At 64.0% G+C, this 19,243-nt stretch carries 12 protein-coding genes; 4 read left to right on the top strand and 8 right to left on the bottom strand.

Annotation, left to right across the window (positions count from 1 at the left end; genetic code table 11):
- Positions 1-84: 84 nt before the first annotated feature.
- From parC to icd, 6 genes are all read right to left on the bottom strand, one after another.
- Positions 85-2,439, bottom strand: coding sequence for a DNA topoisomerase IV subunit A (parC, locus tag AC15MQ_RS17010; RefSeq protein WP_483080762.1), 2,355 nt, complete (start codon positions 2,437-2,439; stop codon positions 85-87).
- 13 nt (positions 2,440-2,452) lie between these two features.
- Positions 2,453-4,402 carry a DNA topoisomerase IV subunit B gene (locus AC15MQ_RS17005; RefSeq protein ID WP_483080761.1) on the bottom strand — a complete coding sequence of 650 codons (1,950 nt, stop codon included), beginning with the start codon at positions 4,400-4,402 and terminating at the stop codon, positions 2,453-2,455.
- A gap of 260 nt (positions 4,403-4,662) precedes the next feature.
- On the bottom strand, positions 4,663-5,832 hold the full coding sequence (locus tag AC15MQ_RS17000) for a vWA domain-containing protein (RefSeq protein ID WP_483080760.1): 1,170 nt from the start codon (positions 5,830-5,832) through the stop codon (positions 4,663-4,665).
- Between the two features lie 20 nt (positions 5,833-5,852).
- A complete protein-coding gene (locus AC15MQ_RS16995) occupies positions 5,853-6,695 on the bottom strand; it encodes an AAA family ATPase (protein ID WP_350497296.1) in 843 nt (280 codons plus the stop codon).
- 135 nt (positions 6,696-6,830) lie between these two features.
- Positions 6,831-8,030 (bottom strand): CaiB/BaiF CoA transferase family protein, encoded by a 1,200-nt coding sequence (locus tag AC15MQ_RS16990; protein ID WP_287654437.1) that lies wholly within the window; start codon positions 8,028-8,030, stop codon positions 6,831-6,833.
- 115 nt (positions 8,031-8,145) lie between these two features.
- A complete protein-coding gene (icd, locus tag AC15MQ_RS16985; protein ID WP_287654436.1) occupies positions 8,146-9,375 on the bottom strand; it encodes an NADP-dependent isocitrate dehydrogenase in 1,230 nt (409 codons plus the stop codon).
- A 308-nt stretch (positions 9,376-9,683) separates the two neighbouring features.
- Here icd and aceK point away from each other — a divergent pair, with 308 nt between their 5' ends.
- The 4 genes from aceK (at position 9,684) to AC15MQ_RS16965 (ending at position 14,833) form a co-directional block, all read left to right on the top strand.
- Entirely contained in the window at positions 9,684-11,438 is a 1,755-nt protein-coding gene (gene aceK / locus AC15MQ_RS16980; protein WP_350497298.1) for a bifunctional isocitrate dehydrogenase kinase/phosphatase, read from the top strand.
- 173 nt (positions 11,439-11,611) lie between these two features.
- Positions 11,612-13,309, top strand: a complete 1,698-nt coding sequence (gene leuA / locus AC15MQ_RS16975) for a 2-isopropylmalate synthase (protein WP_483080759.1) — start codon at positions 11,612-11,614, stop codon at positions 13,307-13,309.
- A gap of 148 nt (positions 13,310-13,457) precedes the next feature.
- Positions 13,458-13,934: a tRNA (cytidine(34)-2'-O)-methyltransferase gene (locus AC15MQ_RS16970; protein ID WP_287670058.1), complete on the top strand. Its 477-nt coding sequence runs from the start codon at positions 13,458-13,460 to the stop codon at positions 13,932-13,934.
- 131 nt (positions 13,935-14,065) lie between these two features.
- A complete protein-coding gene (locus tag AC15MQ_RS16965) occupies positions 14,066-14,833 on the top strand; it encodes a 2-phosphosulfolactate phosphatase (RefSeq protein WP_287670060.1) in 768 nt (255 codons plus the stop codon).
- Between the two features lie 24 nt (positions 14,834-14,857).
- Here AC15MQ_RS16965 and AC15MQ_RS16960 read toward each other — a convergent pair whose 3' ends face one another.
- Both AC15MQ_RS16960 and AC15MQ_RS16955 read right to left on the bottom strand, forming a co-directional pair.
- On the bottom strand, positions 14,858-16,252 hold the full coding sequence (locus AC15MQ_RS16960; RefSeq protein WP_483080758.1) for a DUF3999 domain-containing protein: 1,395 nt from the start codon (positions 16,250-16,252) through the stop codon (positions 14,858-14,860).
- Positions 16,249-18,993, bottom strand: a complete 2,745-nt coding sequence (locus AC15MQ_RS16955; RefSeq protein WP_483080757.1) for a DUF2339 domain-containing protein — start codon at positions 18,991-18,993, stop codon at positions 16,249-16,251. The genes AC15MQ_RS16960 and AC15MQ_RS16955 overlap by 4 nt, the downstream gene beginning before the upstream one ends.
- Positions 18,994-19,243: the final 250 nt, after the last annotated feature.

Raw genomic sequence — 19,243 nt, 5'->3', positions numbered from 1 at the left:
GTGTTCGTCTTGATCTTCACCAATTCTTTCTCCTTTGCAGCACCTGATGGCGAACCGCCACGCCCCGGCACAGCCTGCCAAAGATCAGGGCTCGGGACAGGCTTCCAGCATCACGTTGCCGAGTTGTCCAACCGGTGAGCCACGGCGGGCGCGCAAACCGCAATGCCGCTCTTCGGACAGCAGCGTCTTGATCCGGTTGCGGACCGTGCCCTTGATCGTCACCCGCGCCCCCAGGGTAGCCACCGCCGCGCGCAGCGACTCACCTTCGCGCAGCGCGATGAGCTGCACCCCCTTGCCGGCCGACAGGCGTTTCATCTGTTCCAGGGGAAAGATCAACAGGCGACCATCCTCCGATAATGCCGCCAGATGATCCTTGCCCGCAAGCCTCACCGGCGGCAGGATGGTCGCGCCGTCCTCGACGCTCAGAAAGGCCTTGCCCGCCTTCTGACGCGAAAGCAGGTCGGCGTAGGTACAGACGAAGCCGTAACCGGAGGTCTTGGCAACCAGCAGTTGCTCCTCCGGCAAGCCGGTCAGCACGTGCGCAATCTTCCCGGCGCCGAGGTCGACGAACGATGACAGCGGCGCACCCATGCCGCGACCGTCCGGCAGGCTGGCGACCGCCACGGTAAACGCCCGGCCTTCAGTCGAGAGGATGACCAGCGAATCGACGGACCGACACTCCTGCGCCGAACCGGCGCGGTCACCATCCTTGAAGACAACACCCGAGAGGTCCAGGCCGTGCCCCTGCCTGACACGCGCCCAGCCCTTCTCTGAAATGATCACCGTGACCGGCTCGTCGGCGACGGCTGCAACCTCCGAGCGCGACGCGATTGCCGCCGGCTTGATGATCGTACGGCGCGCGTCGCCGTGCTTCTCGGCATCGGCTCTGATTTCGCGGATCACCTGCCGGCGCAGCAGCGCGTCGCTACCCAGGAGCTTGATCAGTCCTTCACGCTCGCCGCGCAGTTTCGCCAGTTCCTGCTCGATTCTGATCCCTTCGAGCCGGGCCAGTTGACGCAGGCGGATTTCGAGAATGTCTTCCGCCTGCCGATCAGACAGCGAGAAGCGCGCAATCAACGCCGCTTTCGGGTCATCCGATTCGCGGATGATGCGGATCACTTCGTCGATGTTCAGGAAGACGATGTGCCGGCCTTCCAGAATGTGGATGCGGTCATCGGCCTTCTGCAGGCGGTATTCGGTACGCCGGTGTACGGTCCGGATGCGGAAAACGCACCACTCGCCGATCAACTCGGCCAACGATTTCTGGCAAGGCCGGCCGTCGATGCCGACCGCGACCAGATTGATCGGCGCCGAGGTTTCGAGGCTGGTATGGGCCAGCAGCAGCGCCACAAACTCATTGCGATCGATGCGCGAACTGCTCGGTTCGAAGACCAGACGCACATCGTCGTCCTTGCCCGACTCGTCGCGCGCCCGATCGAGCTGCGAGGCCATCAGCGCCTTGAGCTGCGCCGCCGGCTGCTCGATCGTCTTCTTGCCGGCCTTGGGCTGCGGGTTGAGCAACGCGCCGATTTCGGACAGCACCCTGGCAGACGAAACGCCAGGCGGCAACTCCTTGAACACCACCTGCCAGGCACCGCGCGCCATCTCCTCGATCTCGTAGCGCGCACGCACGCGCAGGCTACCGCGGCCACTGCCATACGCGGCGGCGATATCGCCGGGCGCAGAGATGATCTGCCCTCCCCCCGGATAATCCGGCCCCGGAACATGCTGCATCAACTCGCCGACGCCGGATTGCGGATGCTCGATCATGTGAATCGCCGCAGCGGCAACCTCGCGCAGGTTATGCGAGGGCATTTCGGTGGCCATGCCCACGGCAATACCCGAAGCGCCGTTGAGCAACAGGAACGGCAGCCGCGCCGGCAGGAAGGCCGGCTCCTCGAAGGAACCGTCGTAATTCGGCTGAAAATCGACGGTGCCTTCACCCAGTTCGCCGAGCAACAGTTCGGCGATCGGTGTCAGGCGCGCTTCCGTGTAGCGCATCGCCGCCGCGTTGTCGCCGTCACGCGAGCCGAAATTCCCCTGCCCATCGACCAGCGGATAGCGCAGCATGAACGGCTGCGCCACCCGCACCATCGCGTCATAGGCCGAAGTGTCGCCGTGTGGGTGGTACTTGCCGATCACGTCACCGACGACGCGCGCCGACTTCACCGGCTTGGCGGTCGCCGACAGCCCCAGTTCACGCATCGCGAACAGAACCCGACGCTGCACCGGTTTCAGCCCGTCCTTGACATCCGGCAGCGCCCGACCCTTGACCACCGCTATGGCGTATTCCAGGTAGTCGCGTGCCGCCGAGTCGTGCAGCAGAATGCTGTCATCGTCTTCCACGGCCGGCGGCGCTGGAGGCGCTGGGGGGGCCGGTGGCGACTGGCCATCGGCCGGCAGGTCGGCAAACAGGTCGGGGGTCGAATCTTTCCTCACTTGCGGCTCACCTTCAAGTCTCCGCGCCGACCAGGGCGCCGTTTTCTTCCATCCACGCCCGCCGGCCGGCGGACTCGTTCTTGCCCATCAACATGTTCATCACCGGGCGCGCCGTCTCGACGCCGGGCATGCGGATGCGCATCAGGCGGCGGGTATCCGGCGACATCGTCGTTTCCCAAAGCTGCTCGGGATTCATTTCGCCGAGACCCTTGAATCGCGAAATCGAGACGGCCTCCGGCTTGACCCCTTCGAGTCGCAGGCGATCGATGGTCGCTTCGAGTTCGGCGCTGTCAAGCGCATAGATCTTGCGGGGTGGACGGGTCTTGCCCTGGCCGGGAACATCAAGACGATACAGCGGTGGCTGCGCGAAGTAGAGATGGCCGCTGGCGATCAACTTCGGGAAATGCCGGTAGAAAAGAGTGCATAGCAGGACGCGGATGTGCGAGCCGTCGACGTCGGCATCGGTCATGATCACCACCTTGCCGTAGCGCAGGTTCGCCAGCACCACGTCGGGGGCGCTCGCCTGGTGTGGATCGATACCCAGCGCCACCGCAATGTCATGCACTTCGCGGTTGGCGAACAGGCTGCCGGCTTCGACCTCCCAGGTATTCAGCACCTTGCCGCGCAGCGGCAGGATCGCCTGCAATTCCTTGTCGCGCCCCGACTTCGCCGAACCACCGGCGGAGTCGCCCTCGACCAGGAAGATTTCGTTGCGGCTGGTGTCCTCGCTCTGGCAATCGGAGAGCTTGCCCGGCAGGATCGCCACCCCGGACTGCTTGCGCTTCTCGACCTTCTGACCTGCCCGCGTACGCGCCTGCGCTGCGCGGATGGCCAGTTCGGTGATCCGCTTCGCCGCCTCGGGGTGCTCGTTGAGCCACAACTCCAGCGAGTCGCGCAGCATGCGGACGACCAGTGCGACCGCGTCACGCGAGTTCAAGCGCTCCTTGGTCTGACCCTGGAAGGAGGGATCGAGCATACGCACCGCGAGAACGAAGCTGGCGCGCGCAAAAACGTCTTCAGCCGCCAGCTTCACCCCCTTGGGCAACAGGGCGTGGTGCTCGGCGAAGCTGCGGATGGCATCGAGTGTCGCTTGCCGCAGGCCGGCTTCGTGCGTGCCACCGGCCGTCGTCGGGATCAGGTTGACGTACGATTCGCGTGCCAGCGCACCCTCGGCGGTCCAGCAGATCGCCCAGGCCGCACCCGAGCCAAACGGAAAAGTCTCGTCGCCTTTCGCCACGTACTTTTCGCTGCTGAACACCGGCGCAACCATTTCCGCGTCGAGTTGTTCGCTCAGATACTGCACCATGCCCTTGGCGAAGCACCATTCGCTGCTCGCGCCGTCCTCGACGGTCAGCGAAACCTGCAGACCGGGCAGCAGCAGCGCCTTGCTGCGCAACAGACGTTCGAGCTGCGGCAGCGGAATCGTCGGCGAATCGAAGAAGGTCGGGTCCGGCCACGCGCGCAAACGCGTGCCGGTCGCCTTTTTCGGCGCATCGCCGACACGGCGCAGCGGTTCTACGACCGCACCGCCGGCAAAAGCCATCTGATGCCGCGCGCCGTCGCGAACCACCTCGACCTCCAGCCTTGTCGACAAGGCATTGGTCACCGAGACACCGACACCGTGCAAGCCACCAGAAAAGCGGTACGCCGAAGCACCATCATCCTTGTTGAACTTGCCGCCGGCGTGCAGTCGGGTGAACACCACCTCCAGGGTCGGGACCTTCTCGATCGGATGCATCTCCACGGGAATGCCCCGCCCGTCATCCTGAACGGTGACCGAATGATCCCGGTGGAGCGTCACCGCGATACGCTTGCAATATCCGCCCAGGGCCTCATCGGCAGCATTGTCGATGGCCTCCTGGATGATGTGCAAGGGACAATCGGTACGCGTGTACATCCCCGGACGATGGCGTACCGGTTCCAGCCCCTTGAGGACAGCGATCGATTCTGCGGTGTAACTCATTACGCTGATATCTCCAGCAGGCCGGCTCGGCCGCATGGCCATGCACAGCCGATGGTGTCGGAGTCCCTTGCATCGCTGCAACTTCATCACCCGGCGGCGGCAATACACCACGTCGTCGAGGCCGGCCAAACACAGAAGCGCCAGAGCAGAATCTGGCGTAGGGCTCCATAAAGGTGCGGAGTGTACTACCGAAGCACCCGCGATGGCGGCAGATCCCGGCGCAGGGACGCAATCTGCTGCCTGCCTTCAGAGGAGTCCCGCTACTTGCTCAACAACCGCATTCCCCGCTCGAGTCCGTCGAGGGTCAGCGGAAACATGCGCCCGCCGAGCAGGTTGTGGATCAACGAAGTCGATTGTCGGTAGGGCCATGAATGTTCCGACTCCGGGTTCAGCCAGATGGTGTGCGGCCAGGTTTCGGCAAGACGGCGCAACCAGGTCGCGCCGGGTTCGGCGTTGTTGAACTCGATACTGCCGTTCGGCTGCACCAGTTCGTAGGGACTCATCGACGCGTCGCCGACAAGGATCAGCTTGTAGTCATTGCCGTACTTGTGCAGCACCTCCGGCGTGGGAATGCGCTCGCTGTGGCGACGACGGTTATCCTGCCACAGATAGTCGTAGACACAGTTGTGGAAGTAATAGTGTTCGAGGTGCTTGAATTCACTGCGGCAGGCCGAGAAGAGTTCCTCGCAGACGCGGATGTGATCGTCCATCGAACCGCCGATATCGAGGAAAAGCAGCACCTTGACGGCATTGTGACGCTCCGGCCGCAGTTGCAGATCGAGCCAGCCGGCGTTGCGGGCGGTACCGGCGATGGTGCCTTCGAGATCGAGTTCCTCGGCGGCCCCTTCACGGGCAAAGCGGCGCAGGCGACGCAGGGCGACCTTGATGTTGCGCGTGCCCAGCTCGACGCTGTCGTCCAGGTTGCGGAATTCACGTTTCTCCCAGACCTTGACCGCCGACCGGTTTTCGCTCCGCCCACCGACGCGGATACCCTCGGGGTGCGTCCCGCCATGACCGAACGGCGAACTGCCGCCACTACCGATCCACTTGTTGCCGCCGGAGTGACGCTCCTTCTGTTCGGCGAGGCGCTGCCGGAAAGTCTCCATCAGCTGGTCCCAGCCAAGTTTTTCCAGCTTCTCCCGTTCAGCGTCGGTGAGATGCTTCTTCACTGCCTGCCGCAGCCATTCTTCCGGAATCAGCACCTCCATACCCGGCAGCGCCTCGACCCCCTTGAAGTACTCGCCGAACGCGCGGTCGAACTTGTCGAAGTGCGTCTCGTCCTTGACCAGGATGGCGCGCGCCAGAACGTAGAAATCGTCGAGACTATGTTCGATGACGTGCTTCTGCAGTGCTTCGAGCAGGGTGAGAAACTCCTTGATCGATACCGGCAGCCGGCTCGCCTTGAGATGCAGGAAGAAGTCGATGAGCATCGTCGGCCTTGCCCAGCCGGTCAGCGGTTGTGGCGGGCCATGAAGATCAGGCGCTCGAAGAGATGAACGTCCTGCTCGTTCTTCAACAAGGCGCCGTGCAACGGCGGGATGGCCGTCTTCTGGTCCTTGCTGCGCAGTGCTTCCGGTGGAATGTCCTCGGCAAGCAGCAGCTTGAGCCAGTCGAGCAACTCCGACGTCGAGGGCTTCTTCTTCAGGCCGGGAATTTCGCGCAGTTGGAAGAACACCTCCAGCGCCTCGCGCAGCAACGTCGGCTTCAGGCCTGGGAAATGCACATCGACGATGCGGGTCATCGTCTCCTTGTCGGGAAACTTGATGTAGTGGAAAAAACAGCGCCGCAGGAAGGCGTCGGGCAGTTCCTTCTCGTTGTTCGAGGTGATGAACAGCACCGGCCGATGGCGGGCACGAACCTTCTGGCGGGTTTCGTAGACGAAGAACTCCATGCGATCGAGTTCGCGCAGCAGATCGTTGGGAAATTCGATGTCGGCCTTGTCGATTTCGTCGATCAGCACCACCGAAGGCGTTTCACATTCGAAGGCCTGCCAGAGGACACCCTTGACGATGTAACTGCCGATGTCGGCAACCCGTGCCTCGCCAAGCTGCGAATCGCGCAGGCGCGAAACGGCGTCGTATTCATAGAGCCCCTGCTGCGCCTTGGTCGTCGACTTGATGTGCCACTCGAACAGCGGCAGCCCAAGCGCAGCGGCGACCTCCTCGGCCAGCATGGTCTTGCCGGTACCCGGCTCACCCTTGATCAACAGTGGGCGTTGCAGGGTGATCGCGGCGTTGACCGCCAGAGTCAGATCGCCGGTAGCAACGTAACTCTCGGAACCGGAAAAGCGCATGGTAATGTTCCTCTCGAAGACGTGTTGATTCTACCCGCAAAGCTCAGGAGCAGTGTCGGTACCGCGGCCGCGTAGCCAGCGGCCCAGCACCGAGAGGCGGACCGCAACGGCCTGCGGGGTTTGATGTGCCCACTCTCAGACTGTTCCCGCAGCGTGCAGACCAGCGATCTCGGCCGCCGAATAGCCGAGTCGCCGCAGGGTTTCGTCGGTGTGTTCGCCGAGTCCGGGGCCCAGCCATTCGGTGCTGCCCGGAGTGACCGACAGCTTCGGCACGATTCCCGGGATCCTGAACGCCTTGCCGTCGGGCAGCTTGGCCGATTCGATCATCTGCCTGGCCAGATACTGCGGATCGGCAAACATGTCGGCGGCAGAGAACACTCGCGAAACCGGGACGTCGGCAGCAGTCAGGATGCGCAGCACCTCGCCTTCGGCATGTACAGCGGTCCAGGCGTCGATGGCGGCGTACAGTTCATCGCGACGTGTGTCGCGCCCCGCGTTGTCGGCAAGTTGCGCGTCGTCGGCCAGATCTTCGCGGCCGATGGCCAGCATCAGCCGTCTGAAGATGGCGTCGCCATTGCCGCCGATCGCGACATGCTTGCCGTCGCTGGTGGTGTGCGTATTGGAGGGAGTGATACCGGGCATGATGTTGCCGGTACGCTCGCGCACGAAGCCGAAAACGTCGAATTCCGGGATCAGCGACTCCATCATCGCGAAGACCGCCTCGTACAGGGCGACATCGACCACCTGCCCCCGGCCACCCGCCTGTTCCTTGTGACGCAAGGCCAGCAGCGTGCCAATCACTCCCCACAGCGCGGCGATCGAATCGCCGATCGAGATACCGGTCTTGACCGGTGGCCGATCCGGGAAACCGGTGACATAGCGCAAGCCACCCATCGACTCGCCGATGGCGCCGAAACCCGGTTGCTGCGCCATCGGGCCGGTCTGGCCGAAACCGGAAAGACGCAACATGACCAGAGCGGGGTTGATCGCCGACAGCGTCTCCCAACCCAGCCCAAGCTTCTCGAGCACGCCGGGGCGAAAGTTCTCGACCACGATGTCGGCTCCGCTGACGAGCTTATGGACGATCTCGCGCCCGGCCGGATGCTTGAGATTCACCGTCACCGATTTCTTGTTGCGCGCCTGTACGTACCACCACAGCGACGTGCCTTCGTAGAGCTTGCGCCATTTGCGCAGGGGGTCGCCGCCGTCGGGAGATTCGATCTTGATCACCTCGGCGCCGAATTCCGCCAGAATGCGGGCGGCAAAAGGGCCGGCAATCAGGCTGCCGAGTTCGATGACCGTCAATCCGGCCAGGGGTTTGCTCAATGTCGTCATGGGAATGGAGATCCGTCCTGCTGTGGCACCCGATGCACCGCTGACGCGCGCGCCGAGGAAAAAGCACAAAGCCCCCTTGCGGGGGCCTTGTCAGTGTGGCAGGTGTGGCCCTTGCCTACATGCGGGCAATCATCGCGTCGCCGAAAGCAGAGCACGACACCTCGGTCGCCCCTTCCATCAGGCGCGCGAAGTCGTAGGTAACCACCTTGTCGCCAATCGCCGCTTCCATTGCCGTGACGATCAGGTCGGCGGCTTCGATCCAACCCAGATGACGCAGCATCATTTCGGCGGAGAGGATCAGCGAACCGGGGTTCACCTTGTCCAGCCCGGCATACTTCGGCGCCGTGCCGTGCGTGGCTTCGAAGCAGGCATACTGGTCGGAAATGTTCGCGCCAGGGGCAATACCAATACCGCCGACCTGCGCCGCCAGCGCATCGGAGATGTAATCGCCGTTGAGGTTGGTCGTACAGATCACATCGTATTCGGCCGGACGCAGCAGGATCTGCTGCAGGAAGGCGTCGGCGATCGAGTCCTTGATGATGATGCCGTTCGGCAGTTTGAGCCACGGACCACCGTCGATCTCGACCCCACCGAATTCGTTCTTGGCCAGCGCATACGACCAGTCACGGAAGGCGCCTTCGGTGAATTTCATGATGTTGCCCTTGTGCACAATAGTCACCGAGCGGCGCTTGTTGGCGATCGCGTACTTGATGGCGGCACGTACCAGGCGCTCGGTACCATCCTTGGAAATCGGCTTGATGCCGATGCCGGAGGTTGCCGGGAAACGAATCTTCTTGACGCCCATCTCTTCCTGCAGAAACTTGACGACCTTGTTGCAGCCCTCGGAACCGGCTTCCCATTCGATGCCGGCGTAGATGTCCTCGGTATTCTCGCGGAAGATCACCATATTGGTCTTCGAGGGATCCTTCAGCGGCGAGGGAACGCCACGGAAGTACTGGATCGGGCGGACGCACTGATAAAGGTCGAGTTCCTGGCGCAGCGCCACATTCAGCGAACGGATGCCGCCACCGACCGGAGTCGTCATCGGTCCCTTGATCGACACCGAGTATTCCTTGAGCGTATCGAGCGTCTCGGCCGACAACCACACGTCGGAACCGTACATCTGGGTGGACTTTTCACCGGCATACACTTCCATCCAGTGAATCTGCTTGGCACCTCCGTAAGCCTTGGCAACGGCTGCGTCGACGACCTTGATCATCACCGGCGTAATGTCGATGCCGATGCCGTCGCCTTCGATGAACGGGATGATCGGGTTATCCGGGACCGCTTGCCCTGGAATGATTTTCTGGCCGCCTTGGGGAACTTTGATCAGACTTGCGCTCATGCCAACTCCGTGTAATGTGGTGTGGTGGTACCCGATTCTGGTGCCGGCGCCGGCGCTTTGCAGTTCGCTGCGGGGGCTCGGAAGCTGCAGATCGGACGATGCTGCGTACATGGGCACGAGGGATCTGTCTGAAGCAGACTCGCCTGCGGCACCATTCGTGATTATGTCGCAAATTCGGGTGCTCTGCCAGCATATTCCGGACCGTCAACCCGGTTGCCGTCCGACCTGCGGCGCCATGCCGCCGCGTGATGCGACGCAACAGCGCCGATGCTACAATCCTCCGACGCCACACCACGGAACCCTGCCGCATGGACATCTTCAGCGTAGAAAACGCGCTCGCTCAACGCATTGCCGAAGCGATGATCGACGGTTTCAACCGGCACTACCGGCTGATCCGTCGCTACGGTCAGCAAGCCAAGGCGCTCTTCGAGGCTGCCGACTGGAAGGGCGTTCATGACGCGGTGCGCGAGCGCATCCGTTCCTACGACGACCGCGTCAGGGAGACCGCCGAGTTGCTGTGCGCCAACTTCGGTGCCGCGACGCTCGACGATGCCACCTGGCAACAGCTCAAGCTGTTCTATATCGGGCATCTGATCAACCATCAGCAACCGGAACTCGCGGAAACTTTCTTCAACTCGGTGTGCTCGAAAATCCTTCACCGAACCTACTTCAACAATAACTACATCTTTGCCCGCTCGGCAGTGTCGACGGAGTACATCCAGTCGTACCCGCCGACCTACCGGAGTTACTATCCGGCACAGCATGGTCTGCGCAACACGATCAAACAGATCATCGTCGACTTCGACTGGCAACGGCCCTTCGAAGATCTCGACCGCGATGTCGACTACATCATGTGCACCGCCGAGTTGCGGCTTGGCAAGTGGCCAGAAGCGGAAGCCAACGCGCAGATACAGGTTCTGCACTCGGGCTTCTATCGCAACAAGGGCGCCTACATCTTCGGCAAGGCGATCAACGGCCACTTCGAGTGTCCATTCGCCATCGCCGTCCTGCACACGCCGGAAAACAAACTGGTCCTGGATACGATCCTGCTCGATCGATGGCTGATCAGCGTGCTGTTCTCGCTGTCGCGAGCGTATTTCATGGTCGATATGGAAGTCCCTTCGGGCTATGTGCACTTTCTGCGCAGCATCATGCTGAACAAACCGCCTTCCGAGATCTACACCATGCTGGGTCTCGGCAAACAGGGCAAAACGCTGTTCTTCCGGGATCTGAAACAACACCTGCGCCACTCCGAAGACCAGTTCATCATTGCGCCGGGCATCGCCGGCCTGGTCATGCTGGTGTTCACGCTGCCGTCGTACCCCTATGTGTTCAAACTCATCAAGGACGTCTTCGGGGCTTCAAAGGAGATGGACCGGGCAACGGTCAAACGCAAGTACCTGCTGGTGAAACAGGTCGACCGTGTCGGACGCATGGCCGACACGCTCGAGTTTTCGCATGTCGCGCTCCCCAGGAAGCGCTTTTCGGCCGATCTCCTCGCCGCCTTGCGCAACCTGGCTCCTTCCCTTCTGGAAGAAGAAGGTGAAGACCTGGTGATCAAGCACCTCTACATCGAACGCCGCCTGACGCCACTCAACATCTATCTCGACACGGCGACACCCGAACAGATCGACCATGCCGTACTCGAGTACGGCAACGCCATCAAGGAACTGGCAAGCGCCAACATCTTCCCCGGCGACATGCTCTGGAAAAACTTCGGCGTGACCCGATACAACCGCGTCGTGTTCTACGATTACGACGAGATCGAATACATGACCGACACCAACTTCCGGGTCATCCCCGAAGCGCCGTACCCGGAAATGGAAATGTCCGGAGAACCATGGTACTCGGTCGGCAGGCACGACGTTTTCCCGGAGGAGTTTGCCAGTTTCCTGCTCGGTTCCCCAAAGGTGCGCTCGGCCTTCCTCAAGTACCATCGCGCGCTGCTCAGCGTAAATTTCTGGAAGCACACGCAGGACAAGATCCGCGCCGGGCATTTCGAGGATTTCTTCCCCTACCCCGAAGAGTTGCGTTTCTGCAAGGTGTTTGCCGGCACTGTCTGATATTGCCCAAAAATTCATCAATCCGGCAGACATCCAACTCATTAAGCATTTCTTCACAATAATCTGCCGTTCAGGGACATTATTAGGCTAAAAATCGCAAGCACCTGCGGGGCCATTGTGCGTAGCATGGGGCCAGTCATCCACTGCTACCCAACCCTCAGGAGCCTGCGATCATGTTGAACAATCCCTCCCTCAAATACACGCCCTTCCCGGCGGTCCAACTCGCCGATCGGCAATGGCCGGGTCGCACGCTCACCGCGCCACCGATCTGGATGAGCACCGATCTGCGCGACGGCAACCAGGCGCTTTTCGAACCCATGAACGCCGAGCGCAAGATGCGCATGTTCCAAACGCTCTGCGAGATCGGTTTCAAGGAGATCGAGGTCGCCTTCCCGTCCGCCTCGCAAACCGACTTCGACTTCGTCCGCCTGCTCATCGAGGGCGACCACGTCCCCGACGACGTCACCATCGAAGTGCTGACGCAGGCTCGTGAGCACCTGATCCGCCGGACCATCGACGCCCTCCAGGGTGCACGCCGGGCCATCGTGCATGTCTACAACGCCACGTCGAAGCCTTTTCGAGACACCGTCTTCGGGATGAGCAAGGCCGAGGTGGTGGACATGGCCGTTGCGGCGGTTAGTCTGCTGCGGCAGTTGGTGGCCGAGCGTCCGGAAACGGAGTGGGTACTCGAATACAGCCCGGAAACCTTTACCGCCACCGAGCTCGACTTCGCCCTTGAGGTTTGCGATGCAGTGACCGCCGCCTGGGGCGCGACACCGAACCGGCAGGTCATCCTCAACCTGCCGACGACGGTCGAGGTGACGACGCCCAACGTCTACGCGGACCAGATCGAGTGGATGCACCGCCATCTCGCGCGCCGCGACAGCGTCATCCTCAGCGTGCACCCGCACAACGACCGGGGCACGGCGGTCGCCGCCGCCGAACTGGCGATGATGGCCGGCGCCGAACGCGTCGAGGGCTGCCTGTTCGGCAACGGTGAGCGCACCGGCAATGTGGATCTGGTGACGCTCGCGCTCAATCTCTACACCCAGGGCGTCGCGCCGGGCCTCGATTTCTCGGACATCAACGCTGTGGCGCGCAGCGTCGAGTACTGCAACCGGCTGCCGGTACATCCGCGCCATCCCTATGTCGGCGACCTCGTATTCACCGCTTTCTCGGGCTCGCATCAGGATGCGATCAAGAAAGGCTTTGCCGTGCAACCGCCGGACGGCCTCTGGCAAGTTCCCTACCTGCCGATCGATCCGGCCGACGTCGGCCGCAGCTACGATTCGGTGATTCGCGTCAACAGCCAGTCGGGCAAAGGCGGAATTGCCTATCTGCTTGAGTCCGAATACGGCGTCGTCCTGCCGCGCCGCCTGCAGGTCGAGTTCTCGCGCGTGGTGCAGGCACACACCGACAACCATGGCGGCGAAATGAGCGCTGCGGAAATCTGGCAGTTGTTTGCGCGGACCTATCTCGACAACGACCAGCCAGTGCGCTATGTCGAGCACCATCTCTTCGAACATGGCAGCGCTCAGGGCATCCGCCTCAGTGTCGAGATCGATGGCCGGGTGCATTTGCTGGCCGGCGAAGGCAATGGTCCAATCGACGCGGCGGTGCACGCACTGCGCCATCTCGGCGTTGCCGTGCAGGTGCGCAGCTATGAAGAGCGCTCGCTGGCGGCGCGCGGCAAAGGCAGCGACGCCAGCGCTTGCGCCTTCCTCGAACTGCTGCGCCCGGGCAGCGGCGGCGAATCCTACGGTGTCGGAATCGACGAGAACATCGTCACCGCGTCGATCAGGTCGTTGGTGAACGGCATCAATCGTCTGGAAAGCCGCGCCGCCGCGGGAAGCGAAAGCCGAGCCGCATAGGCTGGAGCCCAGGCCTGCCGGGCGACATCGCGCAAGCCTGGGCTCCACACCGCAAGACGAGGACGCCTGACGGCGTCCTCGGCATTTCTGCGGCCATCGACGATAATGCGCCAGTACTCTGATCGTAACCCCTTTATTAGGCTGACAAGTGTTCGAGGTCGTTCTGGTACATCCGGAAATTCCGCCCAATACCGGCAACGTCATTCGGCTGTGCGCCAATACCGGAGCGCGGCTGCACCTCGTCGAACCGCTCGGCTTCGAACTCAGCGAGTCCCGCCTTCGCCGTGCGGGCATGGACTATGCCGAGCTCACGCCGGTGCGGGTTCATGCCGACTGGGCACGCTGCTGCGCGGCGCTGGCTGAACTGTCGACACATGGACGACGTTTTGCACTGACCACCAAAGGGCGGCGCTGGCCGGCCGAGGCCGCTTTCCAGGCCGGCGACGTGCTGGTCTTCGGTTGCGAAACCGGCGGGCTGCCACCGGCAATCCTCGCCGAGTTTGCTCCCGAGCAGCGCCTGCGTCTGCCGATGGTCCCCGGCAATCGCAGCATCAACCTGTCCAATGCTGTCGCGGTAAGCGTTTATGAAGCGTGGCGCCAGATCGGCTACCCCGGCGCTGCCTGAACCGCGTCCGCAAGGATGAGCTGGCGACTTGGGACCCATGCCCTTGCAAGCCGTTTGACCAGGCGGCAGAGATCGGTGATACTCGCCTGCCTGAATCGATTCACCAATTACACAAGGACTTAGCCCACACCATGCGCACCCGCCGCCTTTTCCTGAACCGCCTGGATCCGGCACACGAGCCCGTGGATGCCGTGGTAGTGATCGATGTGCTGCGTTCATTTACGACCGCAGCCTACGCTTTCGCCGCCGGCGCCAGCACCATCTACCCGGTAGAAACGATCGCTGGAGCGTTCCGCCTGCTGCGGCGCGTGCCGGATGCGGCGACCACCGGCGCCGTCGGGGGCGGTGACCCGATACCCGGTTTCGATTTCGGTAACTCGCCATCGGCCGTGCAGAACGCCAACCTGGTCGGTCGGCCGCTGATTCAGACGACTGCTGCCGGAGTGCGCGGGCTGACCCGCTTTCGGCGTGCGCGGGCGCTGTTCGCGGGCAGCCTGGTCCTCGGCCGGGCCACGGCGAAGGCGCTGCTGGCGTTGCAACCGGAGGAAGTGTGCTTCGTGATCACCGGCGAATGGGTCGATCGCGACGGCGACGAGGACGTGGCCTGCGCGGATTATCTGGAGGCGCTGCTGCGCGGCCAGGATCCCGATCCCGAAAAGTATGCCGCACGGGTGCGCAACTCGGATTTCGGTCGCCGCTTTCAGGCCGGCAACAACCCCAATCTGCCTGCGGGTGATCTCGATCTCTGCGCGCAGCCTGATCGCTTCGACTTCGCCCTCCTCGCCTCGCATGTCGATGGGCGCCTGCAACTCCAGCGGTCGTGCGCCGGCCAGCACGGCCTGGAACTGCGCAATGGCTTGCAGCTGCAGGCCCCACTGAGCGAGCAGGTCTGCGCCTGAACCTCGCGCGGGTACCGGCGCGTCTCAGGTGTCATCCGACCCCGCGTCGGGAGGCCGCGCCGCGGCGAGTTGTCGGGCAAGCCGCCAGGCCATCCATGCCAGCAGTGCGACGCCAAGCACCAGGCTGGCCCACAGCGTCCATCGCTTCCAGTCGATCGCTTCGCGGCTAGCGCTCTCGCCCGCCAGGGTCTGGACGCGACCGGTGCTGGCGCTGCCAAGCGGAAAATTACCCGGCTGCTCCGTATCGTCACTTCGGTAGCCCGGCAACAAAGTCGCGATCGGGTAGGCGGCGAGAGCTGCGCGACTGCTTCCATAGGCGAGCAGAAACGGCGCGTCGCCGCGAGCAGCGAAAACCAACCGCTGCGGCACCCAGCCCACGGCCAGTTGGGGCATGCCCACACCGAGCCCACCGCCGCGCTGATCGACGCGCAGCAGCCAGTGGCGATCGCTCACCGTCGCCACCGCGAGATCCGGATTGACCGTCTTCTGGCTGCCCTGCCCCAGGCGATACGCCGTGGTCAGCAGGACGCGCTGCCATGCGGCGTTGGTCCGTGGGCGGGAGAGGATTTCGACCGCGGCCACGGTATTGGGCTGCGGCAGGAGCAGCCGCAGACGGTCCGCCGGAAACTGGCCGCCGAGGTCAAAGACGTATTCCCCCGGTTTATCCGGCGGAGCCATCGCGGCCACCTGTTTCCACAGCCGCGGCGCCTCGACCAGCACGTCGCCCGGTTCGCCGATCAGGCCTGCCAATGGCAGCGGGCGCGGCGACCCCGGCCACGACAGCCGCAGGTACCTGGCCTGGCGCGGCGGAAACTCCAGTCGCAGTTGTTCCAGCTGCTGCCCACCCGCCTGCAGTCGCAGCACCGGCGCGTCCGCCACCAGTGTCGTCCAGCGTGCGAGGTCATCACTCGCCTCGACGCGCACGCGCATCACCACGTCGTCGAGGCCGGAGGGCAGTTCCAGGCCCAAGCCGCGCAGCGGCTGCTGCAGCGAGCTGGCATCGACCAGGTAACCAAGCAACGTGTCGGCCCGCGCCGGCACCTGCTGGCGACCGTTCATCGTCACCACGGCGCGCCCGGCGCCGCGCTCGATGCGCACTTCGAGGCCCTCGACGCCGGCGACGGCGTCGCCGCGGAGCGCAAAGTACGGCAGCCGCAGAGACTGTCGTTTCTCGTGCGTGGCGGTGGCGCGGGGCAGAAATGCGTGCGGCACGGGTTCGCCGGCGGCGTTGAACACCCGCAGGTCGGCGAGGTCGGCGCGCAGCACGCCCTCGTACACCGTCTGTGGCAACTCAAGCTGAAACAGCGCCTGCGGGCCACGGGTTTCGATCGGGATGCCAAAAGCAAAATCGGCGGGGCCCTCGGCAAGCGCAGCAACGGCCCACAGGCACAGCAGCCAGGCGCGAACGCATCTTCTCACGCCCGCTCTCCTTCCTTCGGCGGCACCGGCGCCAGGTAGCCGATCACCAGCATCAACACGCCGACCCCAAGAAAGGACACGATGCGTTCGACGGTGCCGATGTTCGACAGGTCCACCAGGAACAGTTTGCCGACCACCACTGCCATCAGCCCGGCGCCAAGCAGCCATAGCGGACGTGATGCACGCCGGGTCCCGGCGACCATCGCGCCGAGGGCGAGCAGCGTCCAGAACAGTGACAGCGCCGCCTGCACCAGGTCCGAGCGAAGCATCAGCGTCAGATGCATAGGCACGCCGGCCCAGTGGTGCAGCGTGCGTAGCAAGGCGGCGTTGGCCCAGACGAAGGCAGCAGCGGCGGCGATGCTCCAGGCCAGCGACAGCGGCACCGCGGCGAGCGGCGGCAGGCCGCGACGACGGACTTCGAGAAACCAGGTGGCGACCGCCAGCACGGCCCCGGCCTGCGCCAGATCCAGCGGATTCAGCAACGGCAGGTAGGGTAGCGGCCAGGGATTGCCGTCAGAGACCAGGTTGGCGAGGAGGAACCAGAACGCCAGGAAAATGGCCAGCGGCGTTGCACCACCGACCAGATAACTGGCGAGGTGCGCCGCCACCGGCCAGCGCAGGCGCTCGCCACGGAGCGCCAGCAGGGTCAGCAGCGCTGCCGGGAACAGTGCCCAGGCGATCAGCGGCCAGGCCGCTCTTCCGGCGACCCAGGAATCGATCGCCCAACTTGCTTCCCAGGCTCCAAGCGCCGCGAACAGCCACAGGCCGACCGCGTGCTGCCACTCCAGGTAGCGGCTGGCGGGTGCTTCGTGCCGGCGCAGCAGGAAAAGCTGTCCGGCAAAGGCCAGCGGCCAGACCAGGTAGCCACTGTGGGCGAAGGGATGCGCGTCATGGTCGGCACTGGCCATCGCGACCAGCACCATCAACGGCAACAAGGCCAGCGCCGGATACCGTGCCATGGGCCAGGCCAGGCGTCGCGCAAGCCAGCCGAAAGAAAGACAGGAAGCGGTGAAGAAGGCCAGGGCGACGTTGCCCTGCAGGAGGTAACGCACGCGCCGATCGATCTCGTGCAGGCCGCCAAGCCCCCACCAGATCACCCCCCAGCCCAACAGCAGATACGCCAGCCAGCGCTCCACCGGGTGCAGCGCCTGCCCAGGCCGCTGCAACAGCCACGCGCAGAACAGGCCCGCGACCGCCAACAGCAGCGCGCCCAGGCACACGCTGTTTACCACCGGCCAGTCGCCGGCAGGCGCCCCCAGGTCGGCCATAAAGAAGACTCCGGCAAGCAACTGCAACAGGATGCCGAACAATCGCACCGGCAGGCGTTGCTGCCGCACACCGACCCAGACCATCGCCGCGCCCTCGAGAGCCCACGCTGCCGACGTCCAGCGACCGTCAAAGGCGAGCGGGATGGCCAGCGTCGCGAACACCGTGCCGAGTGCAAGAAAGGCTTCCACCAGCAGACGCCGGTCCTGGCCCCGGCGCGCCCACATGCTGCGGGCGAGCAGCAGGTAAAAGGCGCCGAGCGCGAGCGCGCTGTACGCCGAGCCGTACGCGATTTCCTGCACCAGCCCCACCTGCAGACCGAAGGCGACCAGCGGCACGCCGAAGACCAGTGTGGTATCCAGGTGGCGCTCGACGGTCCCGGCCGCGCGGCGGGAGAAGAGGACCGCGATGGCCACGTACATCAGGAAGAACAGGACCAGAAACGGCTGCGTCGTCGCATACACCTCGGGTCGGTAGTTGAGCCCTCCCCACACCGTCGCAATGCCGAAAGTGAATGCAAAGCCGAGCACGTTGAGCACCCGCCAGGCTTTGAACCAGGCAATCGCCAGGATGCCGGCATTGAGCAACGCGTAGTAGCCGAACAAGGCCACATGACTGCCCGCTCCGCTCGAAGCGAGGATCGGCGCCAGGAAACCGCCGGCGGCCCCGAGCACCGCCAGAGCCAGCGAATCCTGCAGCACCGCCAGCACCGCCGAGAGCGCCACCACCGCCAGCAGCAGGGCGAACGCCGGTGCGGGCTGCAGCAACCCGAACAGCCGCAACGCCCCGAAGATGGTGAGGTAGAGGAGACCGACGCCACCGCCCTGCAGTGCGAGGGCGTAGGCTTCGCGGCGGCGCCGCAGTCGCCAGCCAATGCCCAGCAACACGCCCGCACCCAGCGCTACCGCCGCCAGCCGCAGTTCGATCGGAACCTGGATGTGCGCGTAGCTATACTTCAGCAGGAAAGCAACCCCGAAGAAGAGGATCACGATGCCGGCACGAGCGACCATGTTGCCGTTGACCAGCCACTCCCGGATCGGCGACGGCCGCTGCGGCGGCGTTGCAGGCCGCGCCGCGACGGGCTTGGCGACTTCCCCGGCGGGTTCCGTCCGTGGTCGTTCGTGTGCTTTCGGTATCGTCACTGGCAGCACGCCGGAGGGCAGGTGATCCCCTTCGGGAACAGCCCCCGGCGCCTGACTGGCCGCCACTGCCGCGACGTGCGGTACGGGCACCGCCGGGTAGTCCTGCTCCGGCACGCGCCCCGGCAAGGGCGAAACCGGCTGCAGATCTTCCAGCGCAGCTTCAAGCCGACGCAGGCGTTGGTCGATGGCCCGGAAGCGATCGTCGGCTTCCTGCCGTGCGCGACGGCCCAGGCCCCAGCCGAGCATTGCCCCCAGCAAGGCTCCGACGATCCACAGCGCGGAATGGATTTCCGAGGCGAGAAGCGCCCCCACTACGGCCCCGATAAACCACATCCGCCTGCCCTCCCCCGCTGTCGATGGTCACCAGTCAGTCGTCACTCGCCACTCGACGCCAGTGCGTAACGAATGGCGCCGGGACTTTGCTGGCTGCGGCCAGGTGCAAGGTGCGGCCTGCTGCCGAAAGTGAAGTCTAGCGGCGCGCACCGCCGCCCACAAGCAAACCGGTGGGCGGTCACCGGTGCGCGCCGCCATCGGTCGCTGATGGGCTATCTTCCGGTGGGCGTTTCCGAATGGGCAGGAACTG

Source organism: Candidatus Accumulibacter propinquus, from assembly GCF_056856495.1.
Note: the sequence above shows the minus strand (reverse complement) of the source record. Positions and strands in the feature narration are given on the sequence as shown.